Genomic DNA, 14,705 nt, shown 5'->3' with positions numbered 1-14,705 from the left:
CGGATAAAAAGGACGGTCGAAAAAATGCAATAACTTGAATAAATGATATTACTATTCCAACCTTTTTCCGTCGTCTGGGATTTCGATCCGGTGTTCTTTGCCATTGGATCGCTGGACATTCGGTACTATGGCCTGATGTGGGCGCTGGCCATCCTGATCGGGGCCAAATTCTTCGATAATTTCGTCAGGCGCGAAGGGCTTCCGCAGAAAGTCTCGGAGTCGATATTCATCTACGGTACGCTCGCCACGATCCTCGGCGCACGGCTGGGGCACTGCCTCTTCTACGATACGATGGAGTATCTTTCGAAGCCGTGGACCATCATCACGGGCTTCCGCGACGGCGGCATGGCCAGCCACGGCGCCGCCATCGGTCTGCTGATCGGACTGTGGCTCTTCTCGCGCAGGAACAAACTGCCCTATATCTGGTCGCTGGACCGCATTATGATCCCGGTGGGCATCGGCGGGGCCATCGTGCGGCTGGGCAACCTCTTCAATTCGGAGATCTTCGGACAGGCGACCTCGCTGCCCTGGGGCTTCGAGTTCGTGCGTTCGCACAAATGGGTCGCCGAGTTCGCGCCGACCCCCGTGCATCCGACGCAGATCTACGAGGCGCTCTGCTATCTGGCGACTTTCGGCATCCTCTGCTGGCTCTACTATAAGAAAGACATGGCGCGCCGCCGCCCGGGCATCCTCTTCGGAATCGGCCTGATCGGCACGTTCCTCACGCGCTTCTTCATCGAATTCATCAAAACCGAGCAGGAGCCTTTCGAACTGGGATGGACGCTCGACATGGGCCAGTGGCTCAGCATTCCCTTCATTCTGCTGGGAATCTGTATGATCTGGCGGGGTGCCGCACGGCCCGCGACGCTCCCGGAACCGGCCGCTCCGGCGCCGAAAGCGCACGCCGCCCCTAAAAAGAAGAGAAAATGAACGCTACACCGATGACGGAACAGGTCGGCAGGCTCGTAGGCAATCTGTTGGCCGGCGGCGGGGAGGTATTCCTGCCCGGGGTGGGGACGCTCTATACCGAGCGGCGGCCTGCCCGACGGATCGACAGGCGCACCGTGCAGCCCCCTTGCCGCGTGGTGTCGTTCTCCTCGCAGCAGCGGGGCGTGTCGCTGGTCGATGAGATCGCCCGCATCATACGGAAGGCCGGGACGGCTCCGGAGGTCGATCCGCAGACTGTGGCGCAGGGGGTGTACGACCGCTGGCTCGCCCGTGCGCAGGAGGCCGACCGATTGACTGTCGAAGGCGTCGGGGTGCTGGCATTCAAGAACTTCACACCCGACGAGGCGTTCGAACGGCGGTTGAATCCCCAGGGCCGGGAGCCCGTGAAAATCCGCGCTCCGCGCCGTTTCGACTGGGCCTTGTGGCTGGGCGTCGCGGCCATCGCGGTTGCGCTGGTCTACGGGGGACGGGAGTTTCTGATGTTTTCCGCGGAGCCGGACGCCGTTGCGGTTGAGACCGTCGGGGCGGAGCGTGCGGATATGCCGGCCCCGGTCGAGGCCCCCGATGCGCTGGCCGAAGCGCCGCAGCCGGAGCAGCCGGCGGCCGTAGAGGAGTTCCCGCAGCCGGCCGACACGGCATCGTCCAGGGCGTCCGTTCCGGAAACGACGCCCGCTGCGGAGGTGCAGGCGGAATCCGGAGAGCCGGCGGCGCTGCTTTCGGGGCGTCATTACGTGGTGCTGGGTGTTTTCAGTACGACCGAAAATGCCGGACGCGCCCTGCGGGAAATCGCGGCCAAAGAGCCTGCGTTCCGCTGCCGGATCTATCGTTTCGGCGAGAAATTCATGGTTTCGCCCTTCTCGTCGGACGATGCCGAACCGTGCAAACAGTTCATCGGCAGCCATGCCGAACGTTTCCCCGGCATGTGGACCTATACCGCCCGTTGATGCGCATCTCGGAGTTGATAATCAGGGCGATCGACTGTTTCTACATCAAGCCTGTCCGGGCGTTGATGCCCTTGCAGGTGTTCCGCTACGCCGTTTGCGGAGGGGTGACCTACATGTTGTTCGACCCCTTGTGTTATTTTCTGTTTTACAATTTCGTCGTCGCCCACCGCTATTTCGATCTGGGATTCGTGGTCATATCCCCGCATATCGCGGCTATGGTCCTCGTCTTTCCGTTCACCTTTTTCGTGGGTTTCTGGCTCAACCGCAACGTGGCGTTCCGCCGCTCGCCGCTCGGGGCCGGGACGCAGTTGCTGCGCTACCTGCTGTCGGTGGCGGGGTCGATCCTACTGACGTATGCAGGACTGAAATTCTTCGTGGAGGTGTGCGGGGTGTGGCCTACGCCTGCGAAAGTGCTCACGACGCTGCTGACGACGGTGTACAGTTTCCTTGCGGCCAAATATTTCACTTTCCCCGCCTAAGAGGCGGGTTTTTAGAGGCGACGTTAAGCCGTAGCGTGTCGGAATCGTATCACGCCCGCCTAAGAGGCGGGTTTTTAGAGGCGATGGCAGGCTGAGGCGTTTAGGAATTCCGGTTGCGCCCTGCCTAAGAGGCAGGTTTTAGGAGGCGACGTTAAGCCGCGGCGTGTCGGAATCGTATCATGCCCCGCCTAAGAAAGAGGCGGGTTTCAGTTCCGTTTGTTTCTGTTCTCCTCGCGGAGTTTCTGCAATTCGTACATCCGGTCGCGGAATTTCGCCGCGGCGAGGAAATCCAGCGATTTGGCCGCCCGTTCCATCTCTTCGCGGGCCTTGTCGATCAGGGCGTCGATGTTCTCGCTGGCCACGTAGTTCTTCTGCACGTCAGCCACCGCAGCGTAGTGGTCCTCGGCGATGGGGTAGGCCGTCAGGTTGACATCCGGGGTGTCGCGTCCCGTCAGCAGGGTGCTCTGTCCCGTGCCGCTGCGCTGCGCACGCCGCGGCAGCATTTCGTGCTCCATGTTGTAGCGCACCTGCTTCTCCCGGCGGCGGTTGCTCTGCTCGATGGCGTAGCGCATCGAGTCGGTGCAGGTGTCGGCGTAGAGGATGACGTTGCCCTGCGAATGGCGGGCGGCGCGTCCGGCGATCTGCGTGAGGGAGCGCACGTTGCGCAAGAATCCCTCCTTGTCGGCGTCGAGGATGGCCACGAGCGCCACCTCCGGCAGGTCGAGACCCTCGCGCAGCAGGTTCACGCCCACCAGCACGTCGAACATCCCGGCCCGCAGGTCTTCGAGGATCTGGATGCGTTCCAGCGTGTCTACGTCCGAGTGGATGTAGCGGTTGCGCACGCCCACGCGGTCGAAATATTTCGAGAGCTCCTCGGCCATACGTTTGGTGATGGTCGTCACGAGCACCTTGTCGTCGTTCTTCACGCGCTTGTCGATCTCTCCGATCAGGTCGTCGATCTGGTTCACCGTCACGCGCACCTCCAACGGCGGGTCCACCAGCCCCGTGGGGCGGATCAGCTGTTCGACGATCACCCCTTCGCTCTTCATCAGCTCGTAGTCGGCCGGCGTGGCGCTCACGTAGATCGAGGTGCCTTGCAGCTGTTCGAACTCCGCGAAGGTCACCGGGCGGTTGTCCTTGGCGGCCGGGAGGCGGAAGCCGTACTCCACGAGGTTCTCCTTGCGGGCCCGGTCGCCGCCGAACATGGCGTGGACCTGCGGCAGGGTGACGTGGCTTTCGTCCACGACCATCAGATAGTCTTTCGGGAAATAGTCTATGAGGCAGAAGGGGCGCGTCCCGGCGGCGCGGCCGTCGAAATAGCGCGAATAGTTCTCGATGCCGGGGCAGTAGCCCAGCTCCTTGATCATTTCGAGGTCGTACTCCACGCGCTGTTTGATGCGCTGCGCCTCCATCGGGCGTCCGGCGCGTTCGAAGAACTCGATCTGTTGGCCCAGGTCGAGGTATATTTGTTGCACGGCGGTGTTGATGCGCTCCTTGGTCGTCACGAAGAGGTTCGTGGGGTAGAGCGTCAGGCTGTCGAGCGACTGGATGCGCTGCCCCGTCACAGGGTCGATGGACTGGATGGCTTCGACCTCGTTGTCGAAGAACATCACCCGGAAACACTGGTTGCCGAACTCCCCGAAGGCCGCCATGATGTCCACCGTGTCGCCGTTGACGCGGAACGTCGCCGGCTCCAGCTCCCGTTCGGTGCGGGTGTAGAGCGCCTCGACCAGTTTGTAGAGGAAGTGCTTGTAGCTCACGACCTGCCCGACCTTGATGTTGATGGCCGTGGCGTGGAAGTCCGCGGGGTTGCCCGCGCCGTAGAGGCACGAGACGCTCGACACGACGATCACGTCGCGGCGTCCCGACAGCAGCGTGGCGACCGTGGCGAGGCGCATTTTCTCGATCTCGGCGTTGATTTGGAGGTCCTTTTCGATATAGGTGTCCGACGACGGCAGGTAGGCTTCCGGCTGGTAGTAGTCGTAGTAGGAGACGAAATACTCCACGGCATTTTCCGGAAAGAAGTTCTTGAACTCCCCGTACAGCTGCGCCGCGAGGGTCTTGTTATGGCTCAGCACCAGCGTCGGACGGTTCAGCCGCGCGATGACGTTGGCCACCGTGAAGGTCTTCCCGGAGCCCGTCACGCCCAGCAGCGTGTTGTGCTTCGAGCCGTGTTCGATCGAGCTCACCAGCTGTCCGATCGCCTCCGGTTGGTCGCCCATCGGGGCGTAGTCCGATACGAGTTTGAAATCCATGAATGCAAAGGTATGTAATTTTTGTGGAATAATAACGGATTTCGCGGCCCCGGGCGTATGTCCTATATCATTGTTGATATTTTTCCGTATCTTTGCGCGTATGATCGACCGGGAAACAGTAGACCGCATTTACGCCGCCGCCAATATCGTGGATATTATCGGCGAATACGTCACGCTCAAACGAAAGGGCGTGAACTATCAGGCGTGCTGTCCGTTCCACAACGAGAAGACCCCGTCGTTCGTCGTGTCGCCCTCGAAGGGCGTCTACAAGTGCTTCGGATGCGGCAAGGGCGGCAATGCCGTGACCTTCCTGATGGAGCACGAGAACATCACCTATCCCGAGGCCCTGAAGATGGTGGCCAAGCGCTACGGCATCGAGGTCAAGGAGAAGGAGATGTCGGAGGAGGAGGTGCGCCGCAACGACGACCGCGAGTCGATGTTCGCCCTGAACGGCTGGGCCGCGGAGTATTTCGCCAACTACCTCCAGCGCGAAACCGAAGGACAGAGCGTGGGACTGGCCTACTTCCGCCAGAAGCGCGGGATGACCGACGCCACGATCAAGAAATTCGGACTCGGATTCTGCCCTGCGAAAGGCGACCGGATGTCGAAGGACGCCTTGGCGGCGGGTTACAAGAAGGAGTTCCTCCTCTCGACGGGACTTTCGCTGGCCCGCGAGAGCGACGGATCGCTTTACGACCGGTTCCGCGACCGGGTGATCTTCCCCGTGCACAACATCTCGGGACGCATCGTGGCCTTCGGAGGCCGCACGCTCCGCACGGACAAGCAGGTTGCCAAGTACCAGAACTCCCCCGAGAGCGAGATATACAGCAAGAAACGCGAACTGTACGGCCTCTATTTCGCCAAGAAAGCCATTCAGCAGCAGGACTTCGCCATCATGGTCGAGGGTTATACCGACGTGATTTCGATGCACCAGGCCGGGGTGGAGAACGTCGTGGCGTCGTCCGGAACGTCGCTCACGACGGAGCAGATACGCCTGCTGAACCGCTTTACGAAGAACATCACGGTCATCTACGACGGCGATTCGGCGGGTATCCACGCCTCGCTGCGCGGTATCGACATGATCCTGAAAGAGGGGATGAACGTGCGCGTGGTGCTGCTGCCCGAGCCCGAGGACCCCGACTCGTTCGCCCGCAGCCACACGGCTGCCGAGTTGCAGGAGTATATCCGCGCCAACGAGCAGGATTTTCTGGAATTCAAGGCCAAACTGTTGCTGAAGGACGCGCAGGGCGACCCGATCAAAAAAGCTGCGCTGATCGCCGACATGGTGCAGTCGGTGTCGCAGATACCCGACCCGATCCAGCGTTCGGTCTACATCAAGGAGTGCGCGCGGATCATGGACATCGACGAGCAGATTCTGATCTCGGAGGTGGCGCGCAAGCGCATGACCACGTCGGGCGACCGCGAGACGGACGACTTCCTGCGCCGGCAGACGACGCTGAGGCAGCGGGAGGCACCGCAGCCCGAGGTGGAGTTCGTCAAACAGGTCGAGGCGGGGAGCAGTTTCGAGGCTTTGGAGCGCGAGATCGTGAAATACCTCCTGAAATACGGCCATTGCTCGTTCGACTTCAAGGAGGGGCGGACGATGGTGGCGTGCAACGTCGCGGAGGTGATCTTCGCGGAGCTGAGCGACGACAACATCGAGTTCCGCAATCCGGTCTACGCCAAGATTATGAATGTTTACCGCGAACAGTGGACGCAGTTGGGGACCGGTGTGGAGGTTCCGGCGCACGTTTTCCTGAACCACATCGACCCGGAGGTGTGCAACATGTCGGTGGACATCCTCACGGCGGACGACAACTACGTGCCCAGCGAGCTGTGGCGGCGCAAGGAAATACACCTGGAAACCGACGCCGAGATGCTGGCCGTGGGGGTCCCGAAGGCCGTGACGCTTTACAAATCGAAAGTCATCGAGGCGCTGATCAAGGAGTTGCAGGCGAAGCTGGACGACGAACTTCCCGACGACGAGATGAAAGAGATCATGCAACGGCTGACCGGCTACAACAAAGTGAAAGTGACCATTGCGAATAAGATACAGCGATTGATATTATAAGAAAAAAAGGGGCGGGTCTCGGGTCGTACACGCATCACTGCGCATACCGTGTGCAAACAGAAAATAAACAGAAAGATGTGTAAAACATATCAAAGATAAAAGAATTAGTTACCTTGACCGATTCCCACCCCTGCGAATTAAAATTGCAATTCGTGTGCCGTTTTTGAGTATATGAGCGAACAGAAGAAGATAAATATCCGGAACAAGCGCGCGACGTTCGACTATGAGATTCTGGAAGAGTACGTTGCGGGCGTCGTGCTGGTCGGAACGGAGATCAAGTCGATCCGCGCCGGAAAGGCGTCGATGGTCGATACGTTCTGCTATTTCGACAAGGGCGAACTGTGGGTGCGCGGCATCAACATCGCCGAATATGCCTGGGGAACCTGCAACAACCACGTGCCGCGCCGCGACCGCAAGCTGCTGCTCACGGCCCGGGAGCTGGAGAAGTTGCAGCGCGCCTCGCAGGACCGGGGGCTCACGATCGTGGGCCTGCGGATGTTCCTGAACGAACGCGGGCTGGCCAAGGTCGTCGTGGGACTGGCCCGGGGCCGCAAGTCCTACGACAAGCGCGAGTACCTGAAAGAGAACGACGCCCGGCGCGAGATGGACAAGGCGATGAAAAACTACCGGAGATGACAAAGGCGCTGTTTCTGGACGTAGATGGGACGCTCATCAGCTTCGAGACCCACGAGGTGCCGGCTTCCGCGCTGGATGCGTTGCGCCGGGCGCATGCCCGCGGCGTGCGGCTCTTCATCGCCACGGGACGCGCGGCCGCGGATCTGGAGCCGTTGCAGGAGATTCCCTACGACGGCGTGGTGGCGCTGAACGGCGCCGACTGCCTGATGCGCGACGGAACGCTGGTCGCCCGGCATCCCGTTCCGCGCGCCGACTTCGAGAAGGCGCTCGCCTTGTCGGAGGTGCTGGGTTTTCCGGTCGGGCTGGAGCTGAACGACGGGGTTTTCGTCAACCGCGTGACGCCCGAGGTGGTGCGTCTGGCGGAGATGGTGGCGCATCCGGTTCCCCGGGAGGTCGATCTGCGGGCGCTTTTCGACCGGGGCGATTGCTGCCAGATGTGCTTTTATTTCGACCCCGAACTCGAAAAGCGGGTGATGGCCGAATTGCCGTCGCTCGTGGCGTCGCGCTGGTGCCCGATCTTTGCGGACATTAACGTCCGGGGTGTCGATAAGGCGACGGGAATGGCCGAATTCGCGGCGCATTTCGGCTTCGCGCACGACGAGACGATGGCTTTCGGCGACGGCGGCAACGATGCGGCGCTGCTCCGGGCGGCGGGTGTCGGCGTGGCGATGGGCAACGCCTGCGGCGAGGCGCTGAACGCTGCGGATTATGTGACGGCGTCGGTCGATGACGACGGCATCCGGAAGGCGCTGGAGTATTTTGGAGTGATATAGCGTCCACATTTCGGAGACAATCCGGTTGCGTCGCGACAAGCCCCTCCCGAGGGAGGGGTTTGGGGTGGGGTCAGACTTGTAAACGACGCCGAAGGCGGCGACAACGGCCGATGGTTACGAGAAAACGATATAATAACTTATGAGTCTAATACTTGCTATTGAAACCGGCACGGACATCTGTTCCGTGGGGATTGCCAAAGACGGCGAACTGCTGTCGCTGCGCGAGAGCGACGAGGGGCGCGACCACGCCCGCAAGGTCGGCGTGTTCGTCGATGAACTGCTGCGCGAGACGGGCATCGTGCCCGACGACCTCGACGCCGTGGCCGTGGGCAAGGGCCCCGGGTCGTACACCGGACTGCGTATCGGCGTGTCGTTCGCCAAGGGGCTGTGCTACGGCCTGCAAAAGCCGCTGGTGGCCGTGGGGTCGCTGGACGCGCTGGTCGAGGTGGCCCGTGAGGACCACGAGGCGGGGATTCTCGCGGTTGACGGCTGGGACGGGGCGTACCTCTGTCCGATGGTCGATGCACGCCGCATGGAGGTCTATGCGCAGGTCTTCGACGCCGGGGGACGCCCGCAGGGCGAGGTGTCGGCCGAGGTGGTCGGCGAGGGGAGTTTCGCGGCGTTCCGCGGTCAGGGGCGTCCGTTCGTGATCTTCGGCAGCGGGGCCCGCAAGTGCGCCGGCGTCCTTTCCGACGCCGTATGCGTCGAGGTGACCCCCTCGGCCCGCGGCCTGGCGCGGCTGGCCCAGCAGGCCCTTGACGAAGGCCGCACGGAGGACATCGCCTATTTCGAGCCCTTCTATCTGAAAGATTTCGTCGTTACGACATCCCGCAAGAAGCTGTTTTGACCGGCTGCCGGCAGTATGACCGAAACGGACCTCGTGAAGCTCCTGTCGGAGCGGTTTCATGAAAATTTCGCCGACGAGACGGCCCGGGCGGTGCTCGGGGCGGATGGCGTGGAGCTGCTCTACGACCTCGTCGCATTCCGGCACGGGGAGCTTCCGAAACCCGTCAGACACAAGGTGCTGTTCCGTGGCGCCTATGTGCTCGAACGCATCTATTTCACCGTTCCCGAGTGTTTCATGCCCCGTGCGGCGGTGTTTTGCCGGCGGGATTTCCCGGCATGCGCCGACCCCAGTGCGCGGCGGCATTTCGGCAAGATCATGGCCGACTTGCTCGGACGTTACGTTCCGGAGCCGGGGGCGTTGGAGCGGATCGCCGAGGCGGCCGCCGAATGGGCCGTCGATCCGGGTTCGAAGGTCGCGGTGAAGGTCTGGGCCGTCGAGGTGTTGTGCCGTTGCCGGGACCGGGTCGGCTGGGTCGCCGAATCGTGGGACGACATCGTGGAGGCGGTGGCGGCGGATGCGACGCCGGGCCTCGCGTGCCGGCTGCGCAAAAGTTGGAGACGGATATGAAAAATCCCCGCGACTTCGGTTGCGGGGATTTTTCGTTCCGGGGGTCATTCGGCCGGATCGGGCCGGGCCGACGGCTCCTCCGGAAGCTCCTCTTCGGAATCGCTGCCGGCGATTTCGAGCGTGCGCGCCGCATGCTGGCGCTTGGTTTGCAGGCGGGCCGTCCGGCGCAGGCGTTCGCCGACGCGGATGATGTTGTCGTTGCCCGTGCAGAGCCGCTTGTGGGCGTCCTCGTAGGCGTCGCGGGCCTTGTCGAGCGCCGTGCCGACACTTTCGAGCGATCCCGTGAAAGCCACTAACTGCTCGTAGAGTTTCAGTCCGCAGGCGGCGATCTCCTTGGTGTTCTTGTCCTGGTCGTTGTATTTCCAGAGGTCGGCGACGAGTTTCAGCAGGGCGAAAAGATTCGTCGGCGAGGAGACGATCACCTTCTTGTCGTAGGCGTCGGACCAGATGGCCGGGTCGTTCTGCAACGCCGCGAGGAACGCCGGTTCGTTGGGGACGAACATGATGACGAAATCGGGAGAGTTCAGCCGCCGCTGATACTCCTTGCGCCCCAGTTCGGTGACGTGCTGGCGGACCGACGCGACGTGCGCCGCGAGATGCCGCCGCCGCTCCTCCTCCGTGTCGGCCGAGGTGTAGGCCACGAAGGCCGTGAGCGAAACCTTCGAGTCGATGACGATCTCTTTCTTCTCGGGCAGGTGCAGGACCACGTCGGGTCGCAGGTTGCGGCCCTCCTCGTCCTTGATGTTGTACTGCGTTTCGTAGTGGATGCCCTTCGAGAGCGCCGAGCTGTCGAGGATCGTCTCCAGCAGCATTTCGCCCCAGTCGCCCTGCACTTTCGAGTTGCCTTTCAGGGCGTCGGTCAGGTTGCGGGCCTCGGCCGAGATGTTCTGGTTGAGCTCCATGAGGCGTTTGAGTTCGGCTTTCAGTTCGCCGCGCTGCGAGGTCTGCGTGGTGTAAATCTCCTCGACCCGTTTGCGGAAATCGACGATGTTGTCCTTGAAGGGTTTCAGCAGGATGTCGATCGACTCCTTGCTGGTCTGCTTGAAGTGCTGGGTCTGCTCGCCCAGAATCTCCGTCGCCAGGTTCCGGAATTGCGCCCGGAAACGTTCTTCGGTCTTTTCGCGCTCCGCACGCGCGGCTTCGCGCTCCTCGGCGTTCCGCTGCCGCAGGGCGGCGATCTCGGCTTCGGATGCGGCGCGCAGCGCGGCCAGTTCGGCTTCGGCGCGCGAGCGTTGTTCGGTCAGCGACCGCACCTGTTCCTCGCTGCGCCGGAGGGTTTCTTTTTCGGCTGCGGCGGTCTGCTCGGAGGCGGCCAGCCGGGCTTCGGCGGCCGAGAGGCGGGTCGCGGCGTCGCGTTCGCGCGCCTCGGCATCGGCGAGCCGGCGCGACTCCCTGCGCCACAGGAGCAGGACGAAGACGAGTACGGCGGTCAGACAGCAGGTCGTCAGCAGGAAAAGCAGGGAAAGGGTCATGGCTGTTCGGTGGTGTTTGACTGCAAAAATAGCAATTTATTCCCGGAATCGGAATTTTGGGGGCCGTGCGTAATTTTATTTGCTCCGGATGGCATATCGTGCGCCGAATTTTATAACTTTGTTTTCTATTAGAATAACCCTTTAATCCGTTCAGTTATGAAAGACTTCTTACCCATCGTGAAACTGGCCTGCCTGACGGCTGCGGCTGCGCTGATCGTCTCCTGCGGCGGCGGTGCCGATTACCGGAACGTGCTGCCGGCCGATTCGTTCGTGACGATGTCGGTCGATGCCGCATCGCTCCTGAAGAAGAGCGGGACGTGCGACGCCGCCTCCAATCCGCTCCTCGATCGCCTGAAAACGGAGTTGGACAAGGCGGAGGAGCTCTCCGCCGAAGAGAAGGAGTACCTGTTTTCGCTGTTGGAGAATCCGGCCGAATCGGGGCTCGATCTGAAAAAGGAACTCTTCCTGTTCATGTCGGCGGACGGTGCCGACATCAATAATCCCGAGGTGGGCGGCGGTCTGCTGTTCCCGGTCGGCGACAAATCCAAACTGGACGCCCTGATCGCGCGCATCAACGAGAAGAGCGGCACCGAGACGGTGACCGAGGCGGGCGTTTCGGTGGTGAAGATCGGCGAGGAGTCGGAGGCGTCCGGTGTCTGCGCCTATAACGACATCGCCTGCCTGCTCTATTTCAAGACCGATCCCTGCGGAGTCGTCGAGGAGAAGGTTCGGAAGCTGTTCGCCCAGAAGCGCGCTGAAAGCCTGATGGGCGACAAGGCCGTCGCCGCACGGCTGGCCGCGCGCAACGACGTGAACATGGTCGTGTCGTATGCCAATCTGTCGGCCATGATGAACAATCCGATGCTGGGTGCGATGCCCATGATGGATGTGCTGAAAGGGGCTCTGGTGATGGGCTCCGCCAATTTCGAGAAGGGACGCATCGTCAGCGACGCCGCGGTAAGCTACAAGGACAAGGCGAGCGTGGAGAAAGCAGCGGCGTTTTACGCCTACGTGAAGCCCCAGACGGGCGACCTGCTGCGCTACGTGCCCGCCGGCAGCCTCGCTGCGCTTTCCTACGGACTCGACGGCGAAAAGCTCTATGCGATGCTGGCCGCCATGCCCGGTTACGGCATGATGCTGGGCAATCCGATGGTCAAGCAGGTGCTCGACGCTTTCGACGGCGACTGCGTGATCTCGTTCTCGGGAATGACCCCGGACGGACGTTTCCCGATCGCGTCGCTGCTGGCCCAGGTCAATGATCCCGCCGTGTTGCAGACCGTCGTCACGAACCTGGCGGGCATGCCCGTTCAGCAGACCGCCGAGGGCGAGTACGTGTTCAATTCGGGCGATGTTTCGGTGCTGTTCGGCGTGAAGAACAAGGTGCTTTACTGCACGACCGACACGGCCGTGAAGTCGGCCCTCGACGGTGCGAAGATCGAATCGCTGATGTCGCTCGACGGCATCGTGAAAGGGCAGTCCTGCACCTTCTGGGTCGATTTCAAGGGGCTGAGCGCCCTGGTTTCCCAGCTGGCCGGAGAGGCCGGGACGCCGCAGGCGGAAGCCGCGCTGGCGGTGCTCGGCATGTTCGACGACATGGAGGCGTACAGCACGATGGAGGGCGGAAAGCTCGTCGTCAACATGGCTGACAAGGAGCAGAACGCTTTCAAGACCATTTGCGACACGACCGGCGCACTGATCCGTCAGTATATGCCGGAAGCGGACGAAATCTAACGGCGGTGGCGACACCGAGCAGCGGCCGTCCGGATTCGAACGGCCGCTTTTTCGAAACAGCCGGTCTATGGAGACGATAACTTTACGGCAGGTGGTGCCCGATGCGTTCGCTGACGATCCGGAAGTCCGGGCGTCGGACGTGTGGGGGCGCGACGTGACATTCCGCAAGGGGGAGTGTTATCTGGTCGAAGCCGCTTCGGGAAGCGGCAAATCCTCGCTGTGCAGTTTCCTGTACGGGTGGCGGAACGATTATGCGGGCCGCATCCTCTTCGGCGGCGAAGATTGCCGCACCTTCTCCGCGGCCCGGTGGGGCGACGTGCGGCGAAGGTCGCTGAGCCTGCTCTTTCAGGACCTGCGGCTGTTCGGGGAACTGACCGTGGCCGAGAACCTCGCCCTGAAAAACGAACTGACCTCGTTCAAGACGCCCGGGCAGATCGAACGCCTGCTGGAGGCGGTCGGGATCGCCGCCAAACGGAACACCCCGGTCGGGAAACTCTCGTTCGGGCAGCAGCAGCGCGTCGCGTTCGTGCGCTGTCTGTGCCAGCCGTTCGATTTCATCCTGCTGGACGAGCCCGTGAGCCATCTCGACGCCGCGAACGGCGGGATACTCGCCGGACTGCTGCTGGAGGAGGCCCGGGCGCAGGGGGCGGGCATCGTAGTGACCTCGGTCGGCAGCCGTCTCGAACTGCCGTACCATAAAATCCTGACGCTGTGAAACTGCTTTGGAAACTGCTTCGCTGCCATCTGAGCGCAGCCCAGCTGGCCGGGTTCACCCTCGCCGGAGTGGTGGGGATGACCGTCGTGCTGGGGGCCTTGCAGGCTTACCGCGACATCCGGCCGATCGTGGACCGGCCCGATTCGTTCCTGCGCGGCGACTACCTCGTGTTGTCGAAGCGCGTCAGCGCGCTCAACGCCATCGGGCTGGGCAGCGGCGGCTTCACCCCCGAGGAGTTGCAGGAGCTTCGCTCCCAGCCTTTTGTGCGGGAGGTCGGGGCGCTGACCCCGGCCGATTACCGGATCACGGGGTCGGTCGGCATGGGCGGCGTGAACCTCTCGACCTACCTCTTTTTCGAGTCGGTTCCCGACCGGTTTCTCGATGTCGAAGCCGCCGATTGGGACTACGAGCCCGGCAGCCGCGACATTCCCATCATCATCCCGCGCAACTACGTGAACCTCTACAACTACGGGTTCGCCCCCTCGCAGGGGCTGCCGCAGATTTCGGAAGGCATCTTCCGCCGGGTGAGCCTCGGCATCGACATCGCCGGGAACGGCCTCACGGAGCACTTTCGGGGGCGTATCGTCGGGTTGTCGAACCGGCTGAACACGATTCTCGTGCCCGATGCGTTCATCCGCTGGTCGAACGGGCGGTTCGGAAGCCGGACGAGTGAAAAACGTCCGGCGCGGGTCATCGTCGAGACCGACCGTCCGGTCGATGCCGCCGTTTCGGAATACCTCGCCCGCAAGGGCTACGAGGCCGAGGGCGACCGCCGCGACGACGGCAAGGCGACTCGTTTCCTGCGGCTGGCCGCGGGCGGCGTGGCCGGGGTGGGGATGGCATTCAGCGCGATGTCGTTCTACGTCCTGATGTTGAGCATCTTCCTGCTGTTGCAGAAGAACAGCGACAAGATCGAAAACCTGCTTCTGCTGGGCTACGCCCCGACGCGCGTGGCGCGGCCCTACCGGCTGCTGACGTTCGGGCTGAACGGTGCGGTCCTGGCGGCCGCTGTGCTGGCCGTATGGCTGCTCCGCCTTGCTTACCTGCCGTCGCTGGCGGCGTTGCAGGAGGGGTATCGGCCGGCGGGCATGGGGATCACGCTGCTGTGCGGCATCGGACTTGCGTTGTCGCTTTCGCTGCTCAACGGCCTGGCGATCCGCCGCAGGATCGGCGGCACGGGCTGCGGAAGAGGCTGACGGGATGCCGGGGCGCGGAGAGCCTGCGATTCGGTTTTGGAGCCGTCAGTTCCCTTTCTATCGCCGGAACG

At 62.4% G+C, this 14,705-nt stretch carries 13 protein-coding genes; 11 read left to right on the top strand and 2 right to left on the bottom strand.

The window, feature by feature from the left end:
* Positions 1 to 42 precede the first annotated feature (42 nt).
* From lgt to NQ519_RS01895, 3 genes are read left to right on the top strand one after another with little or no spacing between them, the layout of a single operon-like run.
* Positions 43 to 930, top strand: a complete 888-nt coding sequence (gene lgt / locus NQ519_RS01905; protein WP_026076327.1) for a prolipoprotein diacylglyceryl transferase — start codon at positions 43 to 45, stop codon at positions 928 to 930.
* Entirely contained in the window at positions 927 to 1,892 is a 966-nt protein-coding gene (locus NQ519_RS01900; protein ID WP_026076328.1) for an SPOR domain-containing protein, read from the top strand. Before lgt ends, NQ519_RS01900 begins: the two co-directional genes overlap by 4 nt.
* Positions 1,892 to 2,371 (top strand): GtrA family protein, encoded by a 480-nt coding sequence (locus tag NQ519_RS01895; RefSeq protein ID WP_019149758.1) that lies wholly within the window; start codon positions 1,892 to 1,894, stop codon positions 2,369 to 2,371. Before NQ519_RS01900 ends, NQ519_RS01895 begins: the two co-directional genes overlap by 1 nt.
* 206 nt (positions 2,372 to 2,577) lie before the next feature.
* Here NQ519_RS01895 and uvrB read toward each other — a convergent pair whose 3' ends face one another.
* Entirely contained in the window at positions 2,578 to 4,626 is a 2,049-nt protein-coding gene (gene uvrB / locus NQ519_RS01890) for an excinuclease ABC subunit UvrB (RefSeq protein WP_019149759.1), read from the bottom strand.
* A gap of 100 nt (positions 4,627 to 4,726) precedes the next feature.
* On the opposite strand from uvrB, the gene dnaG reads away from it, so the two are divergent.
* The 5 genes from dnaG (at position 4,727) to NQ519_RS01865 (ending at position 9,520) form a co-directional block, all read left to right on the top strand.
* Positions 4,727 to 6,697, top strand: coding sequence for a DNA primase (dnaG, locus tag NQ519_RS01885; protein ID WP_019149760.1), 1,971 nt, complete (start codon positions 4,727 to 4,729; stop codon positions 6,695 to 6,697).
* A 171-nt stretch (positions 6,698 to 6,868) separates the two neighbouring features.
* Entirely contained in the window at positions 6,869 to 7,333 is a 465-nt protein-coding gene (gene smpB / locus NQ519_RS01880) for an SsrA-binding protein SmpB (RefSeq protein WP_019149761.1), read from the top strand.
* Positions 7,330 to 8,106: a Cof-type HAD-IIB family hydrolase gene (locus NQ519_RS01875; protein ID WP_019149762.1), complete on the top strand. Its 777-nt coding sequence runs from the start codon at positions 7,330 to 7,332 to the stop codon at positions 8,104 to 8,106. Before smpB ends, NQ519_RS01875 begins: the two co-directional genes overlap by 4 nt.
* Positions 8,107 to 8,245: 139 nt before the next feature.
* Positions 8,246 to 8,953, top strand: coding sequence for a tRNA (adenosine(37)-N6)-threonylcarbamoyltransferase complex dimerization subunit type 1 TsaB (gene tsaB, locus NQ519_RS01870; RefSeq protein WP_026076329.1), 708 nt, complete (start codon positions 8,246 to 8,248; stop codon positions 8,951 to 8,953).
* A 15-nt stretch (positions 8,954 to 8,968) separates the two neighbouring features.
* On the top strand, positions 8,969 to 9,520 hold the full coding sequence (locus NQ519_RS01865) for a hypothetical protein (RefSeq protein WP_019149764.1): 552 nt from the start codon (positions 8,969 to 8,971) through the stop codon (positions 9,518 to 9,520).
* Positions 9,521 to 9,564: 44 nt separating this feature from the next.
* Here the strand turns inward: NQ519_RS01865 and NQ519_RS01860 are convergent, their stop codons facing one another.
* Positions 9,565 to 10,992 carry a DNA recombination protein RmuC gene (locus tag NQ519_RS01860; RefSeq protein ID WP_019149765.1) on the bottom strand — a complete coding sequence of 476 codons (1,428 nt, stop codon included), beginning with the start codon at positions 10,990 to 10,992 and terminating at the stop codon, positions 9,565 to 9,567.
* A gap of 156 nt (positions 10,993 to 11,148) precedes the next feature.
* Between NQ519_RS01860 and NQ519_RS01855 the strand changes: the two genes are divergently transcribed.
* The 3 genes from NQ519_RS01855 (at position 11,149) to NQ519_RS01845 (ending at position 14,634) form a co-directional block, all read left to right on the top strand.
* A complete protein-coding gene (locus NQ519_RS01855; protein ID WP_019149766.1) occupies positions 11,149 to 12,723 on the top strand; it encodes a DUF4836 family protein in 1,575 nt (524 codons plus the stop codon).
* Positions 12,724 to 12,790: 67 nt separating this feature from the next.
* Complete coding sequence (locus NQ519_RS01850) at positions 12,791 to 13,438, top strand: ATP-binding cassette domain-containing protein (protein WP_019149767.1); 648 nt, start codon at positions 12,791 to 12,793, stop codon at positions 13,436 to 13,438.
* Positions 13,435 to 14,634 (top strand): hypothetical protein, encoded by a 1,200-nt coding sequence (locus tag NQ519_RS01845; RefSeq protein WP_019149768.1) that lies wholly within the window; start codon positions 13,435 to 13,437, stop codon positions 14,632 to 14,634. The genes NQ519_RS01850 and NQ519_RS01845 overlap by 4 nt, the downstream gene beginning before the upstream one ends.
* The last annotated feature ends 71 nt before the right edge of the window (positions 14,635 to 14,705 follow it).

It is taken from the genome of Alistipes senegalensis JC50 (assembly GCF_025145645.1).
In the GTDB taxonomy this organism is placed as follows: Bacteria; Bacteroidota; Bacteroidia; order Bacteroidales; family Rikenellaceae; genus Alistipes; species Alistipes senegalensis.
Note: the sequence above shows the minus strand (reverse complement) of the source record. Positions and strands in the feature narration are given on the sequence as shown.

Bases quoted from the DNA above. Each gene is read 5' to 3' on its own strand.
- lgt (WP_026076327.1), top strand. From the start codon at position 43: ATGATATTACTATTCCAACCTTTTTCCGTCGTCTGGGATTTCGATCCG.
- NQ519_RS01900 (WP_026076328.1), top strand. From the start codon at position 927: ATGAACGCTACACCGATGACGGAACAGGTCGGCAGGCTCGTAGGCAAT.
- NQ519_RS01895 (WP_019149758.1), top strand. From the start codon at position 1,892: ATGCGCATCTCGGAGTTGATAATCAGGGCGATCGACTGTTTCTACATC.
- uvrB (WP_019149759.1), bottom strand. From the start codon at position 4,626: ATGGATTTCAAACTCGTATCGGACTACGCCCCGATGGGCGACCAACCG.
- dnaG (WP_019149760.1), top strand. From the start codon at position 4,727: ATGATCGACCGGGAAACAGTAGACCGCATTTACGCCGCCGCCAATATC.
- smpB (WP_019149761.1), top strand. From the start codon at position 6,869: ATGAGCGAACAGAAGAAGATAAATATCCGGAACAAGCGCGCGACGTTC.
- NQ519_RS01875 (WP_019149762.1), top strand. From the start codon at position 7,330: ATGACAAAGGCGCTGTTTCTGGACGTAGATGGGACGCTCATCAGCTTC.
- tsaB (WP_026076329.1), top strand. From the start codon at position 8,246: ATGAGTCTAATACTTGCTATTGAAACCGGCACGGACATCTGTTCCGTG.
- NQ519_RS01865 (WP_019149764.1), top strand. From the start codon at position 8,969: ATGACCGAAACGGACCTCGTGAAGCTCCTGTCGGAGCGGTTTCATGAA.
- NQ519_RS01860 (WP_019149765.1), bottom strand. From the start codon at position 10,992: ATGACCCTTTCCCTGCTTTTCCTGCTGACGACCTGCTGTCTGACCGCC.
- NQ519_RS01855 (WP_019149766.1), top strand. From the start codon at position 11,149: ATGAAAGACTTCTTACCCATCGTGAAACTGGCCTGCCTGACGGCTGCG.
- NQ519_RS01850 (WP_019149767.1), top strand. From the start codon at position 12,791: ATGGAGACGATAACTTTACGGCAGGTGGTGCCCGATGCGTTCGCTGAC.